Source organism: Pseudoalteromonas sp. Scap06, from assembly GCF_013394165.1.
Lineage (GTDB): Bacteria > Pseudomonadota > Gammaproteobacteria > Enterobacterales > Alteromonadaceae > Pseudoalteromonas.
Map to the genome: position 1 here is coordinate 235419 of NZ_CP041330.1, position 20632 is coordinate 256050.

Consider the following 20632-nt stretch of genomic DNA (forward strand, 5'->3'; position numbering starts at 1 on the left):
CTATAAGCGCGGGCATTAAAACGGAAATACCAGCGGGATCAAAGTTAGTACGGTAATTGAATAAATAATAGAAAGCGGTAGCCCCATCATTACATAGTCTTTAAGTCGATAGTTACCTGCGCTATAAACCATCAGGTTAGTTTGATAACCAAAAGGTGAAATAAAGCTGGCTGAAGCGCCAAATGCAACTGCCATAATAAACGGCAAAGGTTCTACGTTAAAGCCAATGGCTAGTGAGTAGGCAACCGGGAACGATAGCGCTGCTGCGGCATTATTGGTGATTAATTCGGTGAATAATACGGTCATTAAAAAGATAGCGATAAACGCGCCATAAGGGCCAAAGTCGCCTAGCACTACAAACATGGCGTCTGATATTTGCCCAGCAAGGCCGGTGCCTATCATCAGCTTAGCTAAACCTATGGCACTGCCCACGACAGCAAGTAACTCAATAGGAAAACGGCGCTTTATTTCGCTTAGCTTAATAGTACCACACAGCATTAGGCCAATAAGAAACACTAACAAGCCTTTAACCAGCGGTACTGCACCTAAAATACTTAATCCCAGCACACCCGCAAAGCTTAACAACACAATATTTGATTGCTTTGTACCGAGGTGGGTTTGTAAATCAAGCCCTGAAATATACACAAACTCGCGTTTTAAGTTAGTTAAGTCATAAAAGCTTTTACCAGGGGCAAGAATTAATGAGTCACCCGCTTGTAATCGCACTTGTCCAAGCCCGCCTTGTAAGCGGTCATGCCCACGGCGAATAGCAATAACGGCTGCATGAAATTGTTCTCTAAAGCGGGCTTCTTTTACCGTTTTGCCAATTAACTTAGACGATTGGCTAACGACAACTTCAACGAGGTGTTCTATGTCTTTTTCGTGTTTGTCGTGCACCACTTTTAAGCCATCAAAGCGAGTAAGCAAAGGTACTGACTTTATGTCGCCCACAAACAGCAGTATGTCGTCTTGTTGAATAATATGTTGGGGGGTCACGGCGCAAATTCGGTTGCCGTCACGAATAATTTCAGCCAAAAACAAGTCTTTTAGATCGCGTAAACCGTTTTCCTCTACAGTACAATTTATTAACTTTGAGCCAGTTTGCACTTTCCCTTCTAAATAAAAAGGCACTACCTCTTGGCTATTTTTACCGTTGTCGGGCAGGCATTTTAGCATCACCAAAATAGTAATTAAGCCCACACTAAGAGCGCCTAAACCCACCAAGGTAAAATCAAAAAAGCCCAGTGGCGCCATGCCCGCATCTACTGCAAAGCCATTTACGATTAAGTTAGTAGAGGTGCCAATAAGCGTAATAGTACCCCCTAAAATCGCGGTGTACGACAAGGGCAGCAATAGCTTTGAGGGAGAGTGGTTTGGGTTATCCTTTATGGCGGTAATTAATGAGGCAACTACCGCGGTATTATTAGTAAACGACGATAAAAAGGCAGTAGACAGCCCTAGTTTAGTTACTGACTTAACTAAACTACCACTGGATAACGATTTGGCTAAGCGCTGAATAAGCGTGGTTTTTTCTATTGCTATCGACACTAAAATTAATAACACTAAAGTAATTAATGATGAGTTAGTGTAATTAACCAGCATGCTTTCTAAATCTATTAACCCGGTTAGGTAGCTGGTGCCTATGGCACTAACAAATAACCATGCAGGATTAATACGGGTGCCAAAAAGGCACCCGACTAAAAGCAACATAATGCCTGTTAAAATGAGCTGTTCTACCATGCTTTAAATGTTCCTAACAGGCGTTCATTAACGTTATAGCTTTGAAATATCAAGTGCTTGCCAATGCGGGAAGTGCTTGCGTACAAGGGCATTAAATTCAACTTCAAAGTCGCTGAATTGTCCTGCATTTTCTTCACTTTTCAGTACCTGTTCTATCATTCCTGCTGCAACCGTTAAATTTGATAAGCGGTCAATAAGAATAAACGAGCCGGTTTCATGATTATGATGGTACTGATCGGCTAAAATAGTCTCGGTTAGCTCCAGTGTCACAATTGCAATTTCGTTTAACTGCAATGAATCTGCACTGCCATGCTCTAGCGTGTTTACATCAATAGTGTGGTCAATTTTTGTGACCGTGGCCGAGGTGTTTTTGCTGCCAAGTTTAAGGTTGTAACTTTTACCGAGCACCAATGGTGACTCGTGCATCCACACAATTTTAGCCTGTAATTGGTTGGTTACTTGAGCTTGCGAATTCGCAGGTACAATAACGTCCCCTCGGCTAATATCTATTTCAGTATTAAGTGTCACTGTAATTGCTTGGCCTGCCTCGGCGGTGTCGAGGTTGCCATCAAAAGTAACAATTTCTTTAATATGTGATTTTTTACCTGAAGGCAGTACCTTCACCTCATCACCTACACGTAATTTACCCGATGTCAGCGTGCCTTGAAAGCCACGGAAGTTTAGATTAGGGCGCACCACGTATTGCACCGGAAGACGCGCTTCAAAACCAGTGTCGATTTCAGCGGCTGGTGAGTCTTCTAACAGCTCAAGCAACGGCTTGTCGGTGTAATAAGGAGTATGTGCAGAGCGGGTTACTACGTTATCGCCTTTAAGTGCCGACATAGGCACAAACTTAATATTTGATACGTTAAGTTGCTTGGCAAATTTTAAATAATCGGCTTTAATTTTTTCATAAACGGTTTCATCAAAATCAACAATATCCATTTTGTTAACCGCAACCACGAACTGCTTAATGCCTAATGAGTCACAAATAAAACTATGACGCTTAGTTTGTACCTGCACGCCATAGCGCGCATCCACTAAAATAATGGCAACATCACTGGTTGAAGCACCGGTAACCATGTTTCGGGTGTACTGCTCATGCCCTGGGGTGTCGGCAATAATAAATTTACGCTTAGCGGTTGAGAAATAACGGTACGCTACGTCAATTGTTATACCTTGCTCACGCTCAGCTTGTAGGCCATCTACTAACAATGCTAAATCAAGCTCTTCACCGGCATTACCGACTTTTTCGTTATCTTTATGAAGTGCGGCTAGCTGATCTTCATAAATTTGGTGACTGTCGTGTAATAGGCGGCCAATTAGGGTTGATTTACCGTCATCCACACTGCCACAAGTCAGCATACGCAACAAGCTTTTATCTTGTTGACGTGCTAGGTAAGCGTCTATACCAATTTCTTTTACTTCATTAAATGTATCGTTATTTAGGTTAGACATTAGAAATACCCCTCACGTTTTTTCTTCTCCATAGAGCCTGCTGAATCATGATCAATCACTCGACCTTCACGTTCAGATGACGATGACAGCAGCATTTCTTCAATAATTTCGGTTAGATTGCTGGCGGTAGATTCCACTGCACCTGTGAGTGGGTAACAGCCTAATGTTCTAAAGCGAACCGACTTCATTTGCGGTACTTCACCTTCATTAAGTGGCATGCGATCGTCATCAACCATAATTAAAGTACCATCGCGCTCTACTACAGGGCGCTCTTTAGCAAGGTAAAGTGGCACCATTTCGATGTTTTCTTGATATATGTATTGCCAAATATCTAGTTCAGTCCAGTTAGACAGTGGGAATACACGAATGCTTTCTCCTGGGTTCACTTGGCTGTTATAGGTATTCCAAAGCTCAGGACGTTGGTTTTTAGGATCCCAGCGATGGTGTTTATCACGAAATGAGTAAACACGCTCTTTAGCCCGTGATTTTTCTTCATCACGACGTGCGCCACCAAATGCGGCATCAAAACCGTATTTATTAAGCGCTTGCTTTAGCCCTTGAGTTTTCATGATATCGGTATGTTTACCCGAACCATGAGTGAACGGGCCTACACCCATTTCGATACCTTCAGGGTTTTTGTGTACGATTAAATCAAAGCCGTACTCTTTAGCTAAACGGTCGCGAAACTCAATCATTTCACGAAACTTCCAGTTGGTGTCTACGTGTAATAACGGAAACGGAATTTTCGCAGGGTAAAATGCTTTACGAGCTAAATGCAAAAGTACCGATGAATCTTTACCGATTGAGTAAAGCATAACTGGGTTCTCAAACTCAGCGGCGACTTCGCGCATGATTTTGATACTTTCAGCTTCAAGTTGCTGAAGGTGAGTTAAAGCCATTGTTGGTCGTCCTACTAAAATGATTAAATTAAAATCTGTTAAACTACGCTACGTCTGTAAGCGGTTGAGCAAAGCTACTGATCTGTGCTTTTTCGCCAAACCAGTTTAATTCTTTATGCAGCGAAGCCACTTCACCAATAATGAGTAATGCCGGTGAAATAATATCATATTGTTCAATTAGCTGTGCTAATTGGTCTAACTGTCCGGTAACTACGCGTTGATTTTTACGTGTGCCGTTTTCAATAATTGCCACTGTTGTTGTTGCTTCTCGCCCATGTTTTAATAGCTCGGCTTGAATATGCGGCGATTTAATCACCCCCATATAAATAGCCAGTGTTTGGTTTTTTTGTGCAAGCGACTGCCAATTAAGCTCTTGGCCTTCCTTTTTACAGTGACCAGTAACAAATTGAATAGCTTGAGCATGATCGCGATGCGTTAAAGGAATACCTGCATAGGCACTACAGCCTGCGGCTGCCGTTATACCTGGCACTATTTGGTAATTTACGTTATTGGCTGCCAGTACTTGTACTTCTTCGCCACCACGACCATAAATAAATGGGTCGCCGCCTTTAATACGACATACTTTTTTACCTTGTTGCGCTAAATCAACTAGCATCTTATTGGTATCTTCTTGAGCTACGCTATGATCGCCTAAGCGCTTACCCACACAAATTAAATCGGCATCGCGGCGTACTAACTCCATGATTTCATCAGAAACTAAGTAATCATATACCACCACGTCGGCTTGTTGCATTAGCTGCAATGCTTTTAGGGTGAGTAGCTCTGGGTCGCCTGGGCCTGCACCGACTACGTATACTTCACCTTCAGGCTCTACTTTGGCATCTAGCATTTGCTCTAGTTGTTGCTCAGCGCTATGGGTATCACCGGTTTGGACTTTACTCACTACTGATGAATCAAACACGCCTTCCCAAAACTGGCGACGATCGGCGAAGTGTTTAAAGCGTTGTTTTACTTTGTGACGAAAACCACCGACTAAGTTGGCGAGAGGGCCAATATGCTGTGGAATAAGTGTTTCGAGCTTTTCACGTAAACGCCTTGCTAATACCGGTGCTGTGCCTGCACTTGAAATCGCAATAGTAATTGGGTTGCGATCAACAATAGAGGGGAAAATAAACGTACATTTAGGTTGATCATCCACCACGTTTACAAACACATTACGGGCATTGGCGAGTTCAAATACCGTATTATTAACTTCATCATTGTCGGTGGCGGCAATAATCAAAATTTTGCCATCAAGATGTGACTCTTCAAAATAGGCATCTATTAAAGTAACTTCATTGTTGTGCGCATGTTCTTTTAATTCATCACAAAACCACGGGGCAACTAAGGTTACTGCAGCACGTGCTTTTAAAAACGCGCGGCATTTTCGCAAGGCAACTTCTCCACCGCCAACAACCAATACTGGTTTGTTGTCGAGTTTGGTAAAGATAGGTAAATATTGCACTGAGTAACGCCCCTAAAAAGATAATAAAGTGTTTAACACAAAGGCAGAATATAGCGGCTATTGATAAGTAAAAAATAATTAAATCTTAGTTGATATACTTAAAAGTTATATAAACTGTGTTTTTTAGGTCTAAATCTTATTTAGTAAGGGTTAGAATGCTGTTTAGTATAAAAAACGCGCTTATAGTGTTTGGTTATGAGCTATAGCAAGATTAAGCTATGATGCTTATATAGTTTAAGATTTTTAAAATTTCATGGGCATAAAATGACAAATAATACTCAAAACGCCATGCTAGTTGTTAGTTTAATGGATTTAACCAGTTTAAACACCGATGATAATCAAGCTAGTATTAATGCATTAGTAAACAGTATTGATCTTAAGTTAGGCATACCCGCTGCAGTTTGTGTGTTTAGTGAATTTGTAGATGATGCAAAAATAGCGCTCGCAAATCGGCTATTGAGTCATGTAAAAGTGGCCACAGTGACTAACTTTCCTACAGGTGATGCGCCACTTAATGAAGTACTTAATGAAACACTAATAGCCATAGAGCGCGGGGCCGATGAAATTGACTTAGTCATTCCTTATAAAGCACTTATAAAAGGCGAAGCCGATACAGTACTGGAATACGTGAGTGAAAGTAAAAAAGCATGTGGTAGTCGCGCTAAACTTAAAGTGATTATTGAAAGCGGTGAGCTAAAAACACCTGCGCTTATTGCTCAAGCAACCGAGCTTGCTATTCAAGGGGGAGCTGATTTTGTAAAAACCAGCACCGGTAAAGTCGCGGTTAACGCCACGCTTGAAGCAACTGAAATTATGCTTAATGCCATCAAAAAGTCATCAAAACCAGTTGGTTTTAAGGCCGCAGGCGGTGTGAAAACGACAGGTGATGCCAATGCTTATTTGCAGCTAACAACTGAGATTATGGGGCATGAATATTTAGCACCAGAGACATTTAGGTTTGGCGCTTCCTCGCTTTTAAATGACGTTTATAAGGTATTGCATGAAGCGCAGCAGTGATGCCGAAAAACAACAGCTAGAGCACGATGCAGCTAAGTTGTTTTTGCGTTGCTATGAGCAGCAAACCGGTATTCATATGCGCCACATTTGGCATAATAAACCAAATAGACCCGATGTAAGTTGTTATCAAGAAAATGAGCAACTCGATATAGAAGTAGCGCATTTATATGCCAGCGAAACCGAAGCAATGGCCGTGTTAGGTCGGCCATTATCAATACATATGCAACGTGATTTAGCTGACATGGCACAACAGCCCAGTGAAAACCGACTGCAATCAGCATTAGGACGATTGCTTAAACAAAAAGCGACTAAGCGTTATTACTCAAAACGTACCTGGTTGCTAATTCGTAACGCTAGCACTATTTGGCATAAGAGCGACTTTGAAGCGGCAATAAAAACAATAGTTTTTCCAAATACCCATCAATTTGAGCAAATATGGTTACTGTGTGATTTTTATCGCGGTGAGTTATTACGAGTAGATTAAAAGCGACTAGGGGATAGCCGCTTTTTTATTTAAATTGAATTGTGTTGCTTAGTTAAATTGAAACATGCTGCCTAAGCTTTCAAGCCCTGATTTTTGAGTTTTAGCTAAACATTTTGTGTCATCTAAAGATTTCTTTGTTGTTTCATCGGCAAGGCCTGTTACTTCTAAGCTCTTTTCTTGTTGATATTCGCGTAGTGCTAATACAGTTTGACGGTCGTATTTTACGTCTTCAGTCTCAAATTCTTCATAATTAGGTTGGTTTTTTAAATAGCCTAAGCAAACCAAGTTCATACGAGACATTGCTAAGTCCATTTTTTCATAATGTGGCATTCTATGATTCGGCACATCAACAGCAGCAGCAGGTGCTGCTTTTTTACTAGCTACCTTTTGCGGTGGTGGTGCTGTATAGCCTGCAGCAAGCGTGTTGTTTTGGTTATAGCGATAATAGGTGTCTGGGATTTTAGTTTCTAAAAACTCAACGGCTTTAATTATTACTTCACGTAGTGCTTTTTCTTTTGGTGTATCTGACCAGCCGCTAAGACTCCCTCCAACCAATGCGCCACCAAAGTTTGTTGCTGCGCTGGTAAAGTTAAAATCTTTACTACCGCCTTCAACACTAGTTGCAGCTAAAATACGTGAAGTGCGCGTATCAATTAACCTTAGGTCAATAGCCATATGCGATCCAGAAAAGCCAGCAGAAACAGAGCTAAACACATCACCAATAAAACCGCCCGAACCAACACTTGCACCTGAACTGTCATCATCAAACTCGGTAACCGCTGCAACGACTACAATCTCAGCGCCTTCAATTTCGCCATATGCAGCCCCAGATTGTGCACTCACTCTGCCTGATACTGCTAAATCTTGCTCCGAAAGCACAGCGTCTAGTGCTTGGCGTTCTAATACAATAAAGCGATTAGTGCCAACAAGTGCGGTGGTAAGTTGATCTGCCATACCTTCACCAATTTCTTTTCGCCACCATCTTGAGTTATTTGACTTATCAGTGAAACGTGCCACGGCGATACGTGCTTTAGGACCATTGTATTTTTGTTTACTTACTTCATTAATGTCAGGTGAATTTTTATTTGAAGTGACATTGGTTGAAGTGCTTTGACATGCGCTTAAGCTCGTTATTAATGCTGTGGCAAGTAGCGTTTTTTGTATGGATGAGAGCATAGTATTTTCCTTAATTTATCTGCTTAATTACATTTGTAGTTATTTTTTAGCAATGGCTAATTAAGGTTAATTTAAATAAATCAGTAGCTTAAAAATAGTACTCAGGCGAAAGCTTTGAGTACAGATGCGAAGCTAATGACTTTTACATGTTTGTGCTTCTCTATATTGTTTAGGTGTCACTGTATATTTGGCTTTAAAGCAACGAGCAAAGTAACTTTGAGAACTAAAGCCGGTGTTATCTGCAACTAAGCCTATAGTTAAGTCGCTATCAGCTAATAATTTTGCTGCATATTCTAGACGGGTATTGCGAATGTAATCACTGGGTGTAACGTCAAAAAGAGCTTTCATTTTTAATTGTAGTGCGCGAGGGCTCAAACACATTGCGCTGGCAAACTCTTCGACGCTAAACAGTTCATTTTGATAATTTTCGCGCAAGATTGTTTTTAAGCGTTCTGTAAATGTGTAATCTTTATTTTGCTCTATTTGCGCATCTAAGGTTACAGCATGTACTTGAGCTGATAACTGTTTAACTAAGTGTTTATTTAACGCATCACGAATACCTAATAAGCCATGAATCCGACTCTTTAATAATGATGCTTCAAAGGGTTTACACAGGTAGTCATCGGCCAGTAAATCAAGCCCTTTTATACGGCTATTACTGTCTGCTTTGGCAGAGAGTAATAAAACAGGAATATGGTTTATCGAAATGTCTGAGCGAATAGCGCTTAGAAGTTGATATCCATCCATCGTTGGCATCATCACGTCACTGAGCACCACATCGGGCATTTGAGTTTGGCACAGCAAAAGCCCTTCTTCTCCATTATTAGCGCTCAGACAGGTATAGTCATCACTAAACAGTGAAACCAGTAACTCACGCATTTCCACGTTATCTTCAACAATGAGTAGTTTTTTGTTGTTTTTTAGCGGCATAGTTTGAGAGGACGATAATTGTTTATCCGTTAATAAGTTACTTGATTCACACAATGGCAAAGTGACTGTGAAGCAACTTCCCTTGTTGATTTTACTAACTAATGAAATTTGCCCACCGTATTGCTCTACAAGCTGCTTAACCAGCGCGAGACCTATACCACTGCCTGTTTGGTTGTGTGCTGCAACACGAGTAAAACGTTCAAAAATAAGCGCTTGCTGGTGTTCTTCGATACCAATACCAGTATCAGATACCGTTATAACAACATTATTGTTTGTGTTAGAAAGCGTTAGATTAACGCTTTCATTTGATGGGGTGTATTTAAGTGCATTGGTCAATAAGTTATCAATAATAGATAAAGCATGTTTAGTTTCTAAATTTATATAATTAGGCTGTTGCGTATTGTCTTTAAAGGAAAAACTAATATTTTTTTGAGCAAACAAAATAGCGAAGTCGTCTACTATTTGTTCTATAAAAGGGCTTATAGAATAAGCGGATACATATTCTATAGTCGCACTTGGGCGCTGACTGAGCTGTAATAGCTCATTAATTAAATTAAGTAGGCGGAGCCCGTTACGCTTGATTATAGAAACTTGATGTTGCGCTTGAGCACCGAGTTGTTGCTGTTGTAAGTTTTCTACTGGCGCTAAAATTAAGCTTAATGGCGTTTTAAGTTCATGGCTAATATTATCTAAAAATTGGGTCTTTAGTTGATTAAGCTTTCTTTCTTGTTGAATGAGTTGCTCTGCGGTTTTAGCTCGATAGCGTGACGCTAAAATTAACCATGTAATAATCAAAACTATTATAAGGTAAGCCGCATACGCCAATTTCGTTTGCCACCAAGGAGGCGTTACTGTCAGCTTTAGCACAGTGTGAACTTTGCTCCATTGCCCGTATTGATCGCTTACTTTTAATTGTAATTGATAATTACCTGCACTTAGCTGCGAATAGTTAACTTGTCGTTGGCTTGCATCGGTATAGATAAATTGCTTATCTAAACCACTTAGCTTGTAAGCATACTGGTATTGATTAGCTGATGAGGCATTATTAACGGCGGAATATTTAAAGCCAATGACCCCTTGGCTAGTTGGAAAAGAGAGTTTTTTAGTATGATTTATTAGTTTTGCTGGCTTTTTTTGATCTGTTAGATAGTTTTTTGTTGAACTTGCTTGGTTATAAATTAATAGCTCAGTTAATACTGGGGTTGGGGCTGAAGTACTCAATAGCAGTTTACTAGGGTAAAACTGATTAAAGCCATTGATTCCGCCAAAAAATAGCTCGCCATCAGCTGCTTGAAAAGCGGCACCTAAAATAAACGAATTATGCTGCACGCCGTCACGAGGTAAAAAATGCTGCATAGCTTGATTCGTGGGATTATAGCGAGTGAGCCCTTGGTTACTGCTTACCCATAAGTGGCCTTTACTATCATCTTTAATAGCAAAAATATTATCGTTCAGTAATCCATCATGTTCGGTAATGTAAGAGATTTTTTGTGTTTTTTTATCAAGGCGGTTTAAACCACCAAAGGTACCCACCCATAGGGTATCGTTATTTTGCAAGTGCAAAGAGGTGACCATATTATGGCTTAAACCAGTCTGCGATGTCTGATCCGAGGGGTAATGAGTAAATGATTCATCCGCCATACTTAGATAGTCTAAACCTGCACGCGTCCCGACCCATAATCCGTTCGCATTGTGATCAAAAAGCAGAGTAAATACGGTATTGTTAGCAAGGCTATTTACTGAGTCGTCGTGCTTGTAATGTTGAACCTCTAAGGTGTCGGGATTAAAGCGTGTTAAACCTTGGTTGCTACCTAGCCATAAATTTCCTTTAGGATCGCTCGTTATCGCATAAACACGATCGCTGCTAAGTTGATGACTTTGCGTTGTATAGGCAATAAAATTATCTTCAGCTGGATTGTATTGCAGTAACCCACCGCCATAGGTACCAATCCAAAGTCGCTGTTGGTTATCTTCATGCAGGCTAAATACATTATTATTAGTAAGGCCGCTTTGCAATTTTGAGTTAACTTTATAGCGCTTAAAGCCAGTGTCGGTTTGTTTGTTTAAGCCATCACGCGTACCAACCCATAACTGACCTTGTGAATCTTTAAGTAGAGCGCGAACAAAATTATGACTAATGGTAGTCTCATCATCGCTCAAATGCTGTTGATGCGAAAATTGATTTTGCTTTTTATCATAACGTTGCAAGCCATAGCCATCAGTACCAATCCAAATGACACCGAACTGATCTTGATAAAGTGACAATAGGTAATCATTAGCAAGCCCATTTTGTTGCTGTTTATTGTGCGGTATGTGCTCAAAGTTATTTTTAGATGTACTTTGCTCTGTTTTATAAAATAAACCTTTTCCATAACTTGTCAGCCACATGGTATCGGTGTCGTCAATTAATATATCGGTGATCCATACATCTGTAAATTGAGCAAACTCCGCAAAAACCTCTGTTGTTGGAATAAATAAGCTAAGGCCTTGTTTGCTTGCTAGTAAAAGCTGCCCTTGTGTATTTAAGTGTAACCGCCATAAATTCTTATGGCTCTTTGCTATGTGTTTAAACGTTTTTAGCTCTGGGTTAAATTTAATTAATCCCTCGTTGGTCGCTAACCAGATATTCTGTTGAGCATCTATTACGATATCTTGTATTACGGTATTAGCTTGCTCGGGGCTATTATAGCTAAATGACTCAACTTCATTATTGACTATATTTAATCGTGTTAACTTTCCATGTTCATGGCCTAACCAAATATTATTTAGGTTATCTGACGCCAGTGACCATATACGGTTATCAGTAATCGCCAACTCAGTTTGCGTAGTAAAAACCTTAAATTGACCGGTTTGAGTATCAAGTAAGTTTAAACCATTACTGGCTGTAGAAAACCAGATAGCATGAGGGCCGCCAGCAAGGCAATCGGTGACCCAGTTTCCTGAAATACTAGCCTCAGTAGGGTGAGACTTGAAGCGTTTAAACTCATAACCATCAAAGCGATTAAGACCGCCTTGTGTGGCAAACCAATGAAACCCTTGCTCATCAGTGATGCTGCATGTAATCGAGTTTTGCGATAATCCTTGCTCACTCGAATATGTATCTAAGTGAATAGGGCGGGCAATAAGCATGCTATGAAACAAGCAAAAAATACTTAAAATGAGGGTTTTGAATAGGGTTTGAAGTAAAGGCACTGGCTTCCTTGTGCGAACAGTATTCCTAAAATTGAAACAATCATAAACTGCTTTTTTAATAATGTTAAGTTTGATTTTTACAGCCGTCAGTGAGATTTTAAGTTATGGGTATCTTTTTACTCTTGTGTTAATGAATTGCGTAAGTATAATAGGCATCCACTTTGCAGGGGCGTAGTTCCAATTGGTAGAACAGCGGTCTCCAAAACCGACGGTTGGGAGTTCGAATCTCTCCGCCCCTGCCAATTTTTTACAAAGTGAGTAAAGTCTAGAACTAAAAATCGGTTTAAGTAAGCTTGTTTTTAAGTTTAGATTTTAATGGATTAACCCTGTCGACGTGCAGGGTTGTTGTGTCTGTAGTTAAGGTAATAATATTATGAGCACGAATATAGAAACACCATCGAGTGGGATGGAGTCAGTAAAGTGGTTAGTAGCAATTGCGCTACTTGCAGGCGCAGTCGTTGGTAACCATATGTTTGCAGATCAGTCTGTATTACTACGTGCTATTGGCGTTGTGGTTGCGATAGCTGCGGGTTTAGCTATTGCTTCGCAAACTTTCAAGGGACGTACATTCCTTGCTTTTGCAAAAGAAGCGCGTATCGAAGTACGCAAGGTAGTTTGGCCGACGCGTCAAGAAACAACGCACACGACATTAATTGTAATGGTTGCAACAGTGATTATGGCATTAATCCTTTGGGGATTAGATGGCATTTTATTCCGCGCTGTAGGCTTTTTAACTGGATTGGAGATCTGATCCCATGTCGGATGAGAATAACGAAAAGAAACTACGTTGGTACGTAGTACAGGCTTTCTCAGGTTATGAGAAGCGTGTTGCTCAAACATTATTAGAGCATATTAAAATCAAAGGTCTAGAAGATAGCTTTGGTGAAGTATTAGTTCCTACTGAAGAAGTCGTAGAGATGCGTGCTGGTCAAAAGCGTAAATCTGAGCGTAAATTCTTCCCAGGTTACGTACTAGTACAAATGGATATGAATGATGCAAGCTGGCACTTAGTAAATAGCACTGAACGTGTTATGGGCTTTATTGGTGGCACATCAGACCGTCCAGCACCTATTAGCACCAAAGAAGCTGATCGTATTCTTAACCGTCTACAAGAGAACGCAGAAGCGCCTAAACCAGCAACATTATTTGAGCCGGGTGAAGTGGTTCGTGTTACTGATGGTCCATTTGCAGACTTTAGTGGTGTGGTTGAAGAAGTTGACTACGAAAAGAGCCGCGTTAAAGTGTCGGTACTTATTTTTGGTCGCTCTACGCCAGTTGAACTTGAATTTGGTCAAGTTGAACAAGATAAGTAATTGATTTAAAGCGTCGCGTTAAAAACTTTTAAATTTTTGGCACGAAGCTTGAAAAAGGCCGCTGATTAACTTATAATCAGCGGCCTTTTTGTATTCAGGGAAAACGTTTGTTTAACTGTTTACTAAAAAGTGAGAAACCAATTTTTAAACTGGGAAGCCGCTAGAGTACGCGTCCTCGCGCGCACAAGGCTAAGACCCACCTAATGAGGTATTTATAATGGCTAAGAAAGTTGAAGCTCTAATCAAGCTACAAGTTGCTGCTGGTATGGCTAACCCTAGTCCTCCAGTAGGTCCAGCACTAGGTCAACACGGTGTAAACATCATGGAATTCTGTAAAGCGTTCAACGCACGTACAGAATCTATCGAAAAAGGCGCTCCAGTTCCTGTAGTGATCTCTGTTTACGGCGACCGTTCATTTACGTTCGACATGAAAACGCCACCGGCTGCTTACTTACTTAAGAAAGCTGCAGGTATCAAATCTGGTTCAGGCCGTCCTAACACTGAGAAAGTAGGCACAGTAACTCGTGCTCAACTTGAAGAAATCGTTGAGACAAAGAAACCAGACCTTACAGCTTCTGATTTAGAAGCTGCGGTTCGCACTATCGCAGGTTCTGCGCGTGCGATGGGCTTGAACGTAGAGGACTAAGATAATGGCTAAATTAACTAAACGTATGCGTACTATCCGCGAAAAAGTGGAAGTAACTAAAGATTACGAAATTAACGAAGCAGTTGCTCTTTTAAAAGAACTAGCGACAGCTAAATTCGTAGAAAGTGTTGACGTTGCTGTTAACCTTGGTATCGATGCTCGTAAATCTGATCAAAACGTTCGTGGTGCAACTGTACTACCTAACGGTACTGGTCGTGACGTTCGTGTTGCTGTATTCACTCAAGGCGCTAATGCAGAAGCTGCAAAAGAAGCCGGTGCTGAATTAGTAGGCATGGAAGATCTTGCTGACCTAGTTAAGAAAGGCGAGATGAATTTTGACGTTGTTGTTGCATCACCAGACGCTATGCGTGTTGTTGGTCAACTAGGTCAAATCTTAGGCCCACGTGGTCTAATGCCAAACCCTAAAACTGGTACTGTAACACCTAACGTTGCAGAAGCAGTTAAAAATGCGAAAGCAGGTCAAGTGCGTTACCGCAATGACAAAAATGGTATCATCCATACTACTATTGGTAAGGTTGATTTCACTGCTGAGCAGTTACAACAAAACCTTGAGGCTCTAATTGTTGCGCTTAAGAAGGCTAAACCTTCTCAAGCTAAAGGTGTTTACTTGAAGAAAGTAACTATCTCTACAACAATGGGCGCAGGTGTTTCTGTTGACCAAGGCACTTTAAGCACAGTTGTTGCTTAATTGAGTGTTTACATGGCGTGAAATTTGTACTATAATTTTGCGCCATTTTGCTGATTAATTTAGTTAATCGCAAAGTAAAGAATTCGGGTTGAAGTCCATAATTTCGAAGCGCCTTCGGGCAACGCGATAAATTGGGCTTCCGTCCAAGACCGTAGGCGGCTTCGGCCTTAATATTACCTACGTAGACGGTGTGAATCCCCAGATAGATTTTTCCTAATCTTCTGGCTCTCGCCGTAAAAAGCATCTCCACCTTTATTGGTGGGGAAGAGTAAAACAGGGAAGCCGATGTACGGTAACCCATTAAACCAGGAGTAACACCCATGGCTTTAAATCTTCAAGGCAAAAAGGCAATTGTTGCTGAAGTCAACGAAGCAGCCACTGGTGCTCTATCTGCAGTAGTTGCAGATTCTCGTGGTGTAACAGTTGGTGCAATCACTGCCCTTCGTAAAGAAGCTCGCGAAGCGGGTGTTTGGATGAAAGTTGTCCGTAACACTCTAGCTAAACGTGCTCTTGAAGGAACAGACTTTGAATGCCTATCTGATTCATTTGTTGGTCCAAGCTTAATCGCTTTCTCATCAGAGCACCCAGGTGCTGCTGCGCGTATCTTTTCAGACTTCGCGAAAAAGAATGAGAAATTTGAGCTTAAAACGGCCGCTTTTGAAGGTAATGTAGTAGATGCAGCTATGCTTGCAACTCTACCTACATACGACGAAGCTGTTGCACGCTTAATGAGCGCTATGAAAGAAGCGTCTGCTGGTAAATTGTGTAAAACAATTGAAGCAGTACGTGTACAGAAAGAAGAGCAAGCTGCTTAATTTTAAGCTGTTTAATCCCTTTCGGTGTAAATTTATTTGGACCTTAGAGTCCGTTAATTATTAGGAAATTTGTAATGTCTGTAACTAAAGACCAAATCCTTGACGCAATTGCTGAAATGTCAGTAATGGACGTTGTTGCTCTAGTTGAAGCAATGGAAGAAAAATTCGGCGTAACTGCTGCAGCTGCTATGGTAGCAGGTCCTGCTGCTGAAGCTGCTGAAGAGAAAACAGAATTTGACGTAATCCTTACTGGCGCTGGCGCTAATAAAGTTGCGGCAATCAAAGCTGTACGTGGCGCAACTGGTCTTGGCTTAAAAGAAGCTAAAGCTCTAGTTGAAGCTGCTCCAACTCCAGTTAAAGAAGGTATCTCTAAGGAAGAAGCTGAAGCTCTTGCTAAAGACCTTACAGAAGCTGGTGCTGAAGTTGAGGTTAAGTAATCTAGCTTTTGCTAGGTTCGCTGCCTGAGAAATCAGGCAAGGGCTGGTGATTATTTAATCACCGGCCTTTTTGCGCTATAGAGCGACTATTCTTATAGCGCAAATAAAATCTGATTTATTCTTTAATTTCAACACTTTATAGTTTGCTAGTGTTGAGGTGGGATTAAGTTGGAACAACAGTTAATGTTGTACATCTTGGCATAGATGCCAGTTAAGTCTGTTCTTACAAGAACAGGTCGGGTCAAAGATCAGCAAGCTGAGGAACCCCATGGCTTACTCTTATTCTGAAAAGAAACGTATCCGTAAGGATTTTGGTAAACGTCCACAAGTTTTGGATATACCTTTCTTACTGTCGACGCAGTTAGAATCGTTTAAAAAATTCTTAGTCCCGGACGCTGATGGCGATCATGGTTTGGAAGCTGCCTTCCGTTCTGTGTTCCCAATTAAAAGCTACTCGGGAAATTCTGAGCTTCAATACGTAAGTTATCGTATTGGTGAGCCAGTATTCGATGTAAAAGAATGTCAAATTCGCGGTGTGACTTATTCTGCTCCACTTCGCGTGAAACTGCGTCTTGTAGTAATGGACAAAGAAGCTCCAGGCACAGTTAAAGACATTAAAGAGCAAGAAGTTTACATGGGCGAAATTCCGCTCATGACCGATACCGGTACTTTTGTAATCAATGGTACAGAGCGTGTTATCGTTTCTCAGCTACACCGTAGCCCTGGTGTATTCTTTGATAACGACCGCGGTAAAACTCACTCGTCAGGTAAAGTGCTTTATAACGCACGTGTAATTCCTTACCGTGGTTCATGGTTAGACTTCGAATTTGATGCAAAAGATAACTTATATGTACGTATTGACCGTCGTCGTAAATTACCGGCGTCTATCATCTTACGTGCACTTGAGTACACGAGTGAAGAAATCCTAGATATCTTCTTCGATACTACTGCGTTTGAAATCGCTGACGGTAAGGTTCTTATGGAACTTGTGCCTTCACGTTTACGTGGTGAAACTGCCGCTTTTGATATCAAGAGCGAAGACGGTGAAGTCCTTGTTGAAAGCGGTCGTCGTGTTACGGCTCGCCACATCAAGAGCATCGAGAAAAAAGGCATTAAGCAATTAGAAGTACCACATGAGTACATCATTGGCCGTGTATTAGCGAAGAACTATGTTGATGAGTCAACAGGTGAAATCATTGCTACTGCAAATGACGAGCTAACGCTTGAAATGATGGCTGAATTGGTTAAAGCCGGTCACACGACCATTGATACACTATACATCAATGAAGTGGACAGCGGCGCTTACATGTCAAATACGTTGAATATTGACTCGTCAAGCAACCGTTTAGAAGCACTAGTAGAAATTTATCGCATGATGCGCCCAGGCGAGCCACCGACGAAAGACGCGGCTGAAGCCTTATTTGAGAACTTATTCTTCTCAGAAGAACGCTATGACTTATCAACAGTAGGTCGTATGAAGTTCAATAGCCGTGTTGGTTACGATTCAGACACAGGCCCTGGCACATTAAGCAAAGAAGACATCGTAGCGGTTATGAAAGTATTGATTGCTATTCGTAACGGTGTTGGCGATGTTGATGATATAGACCACTTAGGCAACCGTCGTATACGTAGTGTTGGCGAAATGGCTGAGAATCAATTCCGTGTAGGTTTAGTACGTGTAGAACGTGCTGTACGTGAGCGTTTAAGCTTAGGTGACCTTGATGCGGTAATGCCACAAGATCTTATTAACGCTAAGCCTATTTCGGCAGCGGTTAAAGAGTTCTTCGGCTCGTCTCAGTTATCACAGTTTATGGACCAAAATAACCCGCTATCAGAAGTAACGCATAAGCGTCGTATTTCTGCATTAGGTCCGGGCGGTCTAACTCGTGAACGCGCTGGCTTTGAAGTACGTGACGTTCACGTAACTCACTACGGTCGCGTATGTCCAATCGAGACTCCTGAGGGTCCAAACATCGGTCTAATTAACTCATTGTCTACGTATGCACGTACCAATGACTACGGTTTCTTAGAAACACCTTACCGCAAAGTGGTAGACGGTGTAGTAACTGATGAAGTTGATTACCTATCAGCCATTGAAGAAGGTCAGTTTGTTATCGCACAGGCGAACTCAAACTTAACTGAAACCAATGAGTTTGTAGATGAACTTATTCCATGTCGTCACAAAGGTGAATCAACCTTTATGGGTCGTATGGACCAGCAATATATGGATGTATCACCACAACAGGTGATCTCTGTAGCGGCAGCACTTATCCCGTTCCTAGAACACGATGATGCTAACCGTGCATTGATGGGTTCAAACATGCAACGTCAAGCAGTACCAACATTGAAAGCGGACAAACCGTTAGTAGGTACAGGTATTGAGTTAACACTAGCAAAAGATTCTGGTGTAACGATTGTTGCTAAACGTGGTGGTGAAGTAATGTATGCCGACGCAAGTCGCATCGTTGTTAATGTACATGAAGAAGAGCGCATCCCTGGTGAAGCGGGCATCGACATCTACAACTTAACCAAGTACACACGTTCTAACCAAAATACATGTATTAACCAAAAGCCGACTTGTATGGTTGGTGAACCGGTTACTCGTGGCGATGTGTTAGCAGATGGTCCTTCGACTGACTTAGGTGACTTAGCCCTTGGTCAAAACCTTCGCGTGGCATTCATGCCATGGAACGGTTACAACTTCGAGGATTCAATCTTACTATCAGAGCGCGTAGTTGAAGAAGATCGTCTAACGACTATCCACATTCAAGAACTACAGTGTATCGCCCGTGATACTAAATTAGGCTCAGAAGAGATCACAGCAGATATCCCGAACGTGGGTGAATCTGCACTAGGCAAGCTTGATGAATCAGGCGTTGTATATATTGGTGCTGAAGTTAAAGGCGGCGATATCCTAGTAGGTAAAGTGACTCCGAAAGGCGAAACGCAATTAACACCAGAAGAGAAGCTACTACGTGCTATCTTCGGTGAAAAAGCGTCTGACGTTAAAGACAGCTCTTTACGTGTACCTAACTCTGTAACTGGTACTGTAATCGACGTACAAGTTTTCACCCGTGATGGCGTTGAAAAAGATAAGCGTGCGTTAGAAGTTGAAGACATGCAGCTTCGCGAAGCGAAGAAAGACTTCAACGAAGAGTTCCGTATTCTAGAAGCTGGTGTTTTAGAGCGTGCTCGCAAGTTACTTGTGGCAGCTGGCTTCGATGAAGACAACTTAGCGTCACTGAATGCTGAAAAGTTGCTAACTCAAAGCCTTGCTGAAGAAGACAAGCAAGCTGAACTTGAGCAACTAGCTGCACAGTACGATGAGCTTAAAGCTGAATACGATAAGAAGTTTGAAAACAAACGTCGTAAAATTACTCAAGGTGATGACTTAGCACCAGGTGTACTTAAAATTGTTAAAGTATACTTAGCTGTTAAACGTCGTATCCAACCGGGTGATAAAATGGCGGGTCGTCACGGTAACAAAGGTGTTATCTCGACTATCGTACCAGTAGAAGATATGCCATACGATGACAAAGGTCGTACGGTAGATATCGTACTAAATCCACTAGGTGTACCATCGCGAATGAACATCGGTCAGATCCTTGAAACACATATGGGTCTAGCTGCACGCGGTATTGGTGAGCGCTTAGAAGAAATGATGAAAGAGCAACGCGAGCTTCATGAGCTACGTGAATTCATCAAACAAGCTTATGAGATCGGTGAATCTCGTCAGGTTGTGGATATCGCTAGTTTCTCTGATGACGAAATTCGTCGTTTAGCTGAAAACTTAAAAGGTGGTTTACCGATTGCTACTCCTGCATTTGATGGCGCGAAAGAAGACGAAATCAAAGACATGCTAGAGCTAGGCGGCTACCCTAGAAGTGGTCAGGTTACACTTTATGATGGCCGTACTGGCGATCAGTTTGAACGTCAAGTAACTGTAGGTTACATGTACATGCTTAAACTTAACCACTTGGTTGATGATAAGATGCACGCGCGTTCTACTGGTTCTTACAGCCTTGTTACTCAGCAGCCGCTGGGTGGTAAAGCACAGTTCGGTGGCCAGCGTTTTGGTGAGATGGAAGTATGGGCACTTGAAGCTTACGGTGCTGCTTACACTCTACAAGAAATGTTAACAGTGAAATCGGATGACGTGAACGGTCGTACTAAGATGTATAAAAACATCGTTGATGGTAACCATAAAATGGAACCAGGTATGCCAGAATCGTTCAACGTATTGTTGAAAGAAATCCGCTCACTGGGTATCAACATCGAGTTGGAAGAAAATTAAGCCAATTAGATGCTGCAGTGAACGCTGCAGCATCTGTTATGGCTGAATAGAATGTAG

At 41.5% G+C, this 20632-nt stretch carries 15 protein-coding genes and 1 tRNA gene; 10 read left to right on the forward strand and 6 right to left on the reverse strand.

The genetic code is table 11. The annotated features are described in order from the left end of the window. Window positions 1-15: 15 nt before the first annotated feature. Genes FLM47_RS01140 through cysG form a run of 4 tightly spaced genes read right to left on the reverse strand, consistent with a single transcriptional unit; the run spans window position 16 to window position 5562 of the window. Entirely contained in the window at window positions 16-1740 is a 1725-nt protein-coding gene (locus tag FLM47_RS01140) for an SLC13 family permease (RefSeq protein ID WP_178954644.1), read from the reverse strand. Between the two features lie 33 nt (window positions 1741-1773). After that, the gene (cysN, locus tag FLM47_RS01145; RefSeq protein ID WP_178954646.1) at window positions 1774-3198 is read right to left on the reverse strand and encodes a sulfate adenylyltransferase subunit CysN; all 1425 of its coding nucleotides are present in this window, start codon (window positions 3196-3198) and stop codon (window positions 1774-1776) included. Beyond that, complete coding sequence (gene cysD, locus FLM47_RS01150) at window positions 3198-4097, reverse strand: sulfate adenylyltransferase subunit CysD (RefSeq protein WP_008108450.1); 900 nt, start codon at window positions 4095-4097, stop codon at window positions 3198-3200. Before cysD ends, cysN begins: the two co-directional genes overlap by 1 nt. Window positions 4098-4140: 43 nt before the next feature. Then, on the reverse strand, window positions 4141-5562 hold the full coding sequence (cysG, locus tag FLM47_RS01155) for a siroheme synthase CysG (protein WP_178954648.1): 1422 nt from the start codon (window positions 5560-5562) through the stop codon (window positions 4141-4143). Between the two features lie 264 nt (window positions 5563-5826). On the opposite strand from cysG, the gene deoC reads away from it, so the two are divergent. Together deoC and FLM47_RS01165 are read left to right on the forward strand one after the other, a co-directional pair. Continuing rightward, window positions 5827-6579, forward strand: a complete 753-nt coding sequence (deoC, locus tag FLM47_RS01160) for a deoxyribose-phosphate aldolase (protein ID WP_178954650.1) — start codon at window positions 5827-5829, stop codon at window positions 6577-6579. Further along, on the forward strand, window positions 6563-7063 hold the full coding sequence (locus FLM47_RS01165; protein ID WP_138606661.1) for a hypothetical protein: 501 nt from the start codon (window positions 6563-6565) through the stop codon (window positions 7061-7063). Before deoC ends, FLM47_RS01165 begins: the two co-directional genes overlap by 17 nt. Before the next feature lie 48 nt (window positions 7064-7111). Here FLM47_RS01165 and FLM47_RS01170 read toward each other — a convergent pair whose 3' ends face one another. Together FLM47_RS01170 and FLM47_RS01175 are read right to left on the reverse strand one after the other, a co-directional pair. Beyond that, window positions 7112-8239 (reverse strand): CsgG/HfaB family protein, encoded by a 1128-nt coding sequence (locus FLM47_RS01170; protein WP_178954652.1) that lies wholly within the window; start codon window positions 8237-8239, stop codon window positions 7112-7114. Window positions 8240-8371: 132 nt separating this feature from the next. Continuing rightward, complete coding sequence (locus tag FLM47_RS01175) at window positions 8372-12361, reverse strand: two-component regulator propeller domain-containing protein (RefSeq protein WP_178954654.1); 3990 nt, start codon at window positions 12359-12361, stop codon at window positions 8372-8374. Between the two features lie 165 nt (window positions 12362-12526). Between FLM47_RS01175 and FLM47_RS01180 the strand changes: the two genes are divergently transcribed. The 8 genes from FLM47_RS01180 to rpoB all read left to right on the forward strand — a co-directional run bounded on the left by FLM47_RS01180 (window position 12527) and on the right by rpoB (window position 20575). Beyond that, window positions 12527-12603, forward strand: a tRNA-Trp gene (locus FLM47_RS01180). A 131-nt stretch (window positions 12604-12734) separates the two neighbouring features. Further along, a complete protein-coding gene (gene secE / locus FLM47_RS01185) occupies window positions 12735-13112 on the forward strand; it encodes a preprotein translocase subunit SecE (protein ID WP_054202752.1) in 378 nt (125 codons plus the stop codon). Window positions 13113-13116: 4 nt separating this feature from the next. Further along, complete coding sequence (gene nusG / locus FLM47_RS01190) at window positions 13117-13674, forward strand: transcription termination/antitermination protein NusG (protein WP_008108460.1); 558 nt, start codon at window positions 13117-13119, stop codon at window positions 13672-13674. A gap of 217 nt (window positions 13675-13891) precedes the next feature. Continuing rightward, the gene (rplK, locus tag FLM47_RS01195; protein ID WP_008108462.1) at window positions 13892-14320 is read left to right on the forward strand and encodes a 50S ribosomal protein L11; all 429 of its coding nucleotides are present in this window, start codon (window positions 13892-13894) and stop codon (window positions 14318-14320) included. Window positions 14321-14324: 4 nt separating this feature from the next. Further along, a complete protein-coding gene (rplA, locus tag FLM47_RS01200; protein WP_010392122.1) occupies window positions 14325-15029 on the forward strand; it encodes a 50S ribosomal protein L1 in 705 nt (234 codons plus the stop codon). 320 nt (window positions 15030-15349) lie between these two features. Continuing rightward, window positions 15350-15844 (forward strand): 50S ribosomal protein L10, encoded by a 495-nt coding sequence (gene rplJ, locus FLM47_RS01205; RefSeq protein ID WP_008108464.1) that lies wholly within the window; start codon window positions 15350-15352, stop codon window positions 15842-15844. Between the two features lie 74 nt (window positions 15845-15918). Then, complete coding sequence (gene rplL / locus FLM47_RS01210; RefSeq protein WP_008108465.1) at window positions 15919-16281, forward strand: 50S ribosomal protein L7/L12; 363 nt, start codon at window positions 15919-15921, stop codon at window positions 16279-16281. 268 nt (window positions 16282-16549) lie between these two features. After that, window positions 16550-20575 carry a DNA-directed RNA polymerase subunit beta gene (gene rpoB, locus FLM47_RS01215; RefSeq protein ID WP_010392125.1) on the forward strand — a complete coding sequence of 1342 codons (4026 nt, stop codon included), beginning with the start codon at window positions 16550-16552 and terminating at the stop codon, window positions 20573-20575. Window positions 20576-20632: the final 57 nt, after the last annotated feature.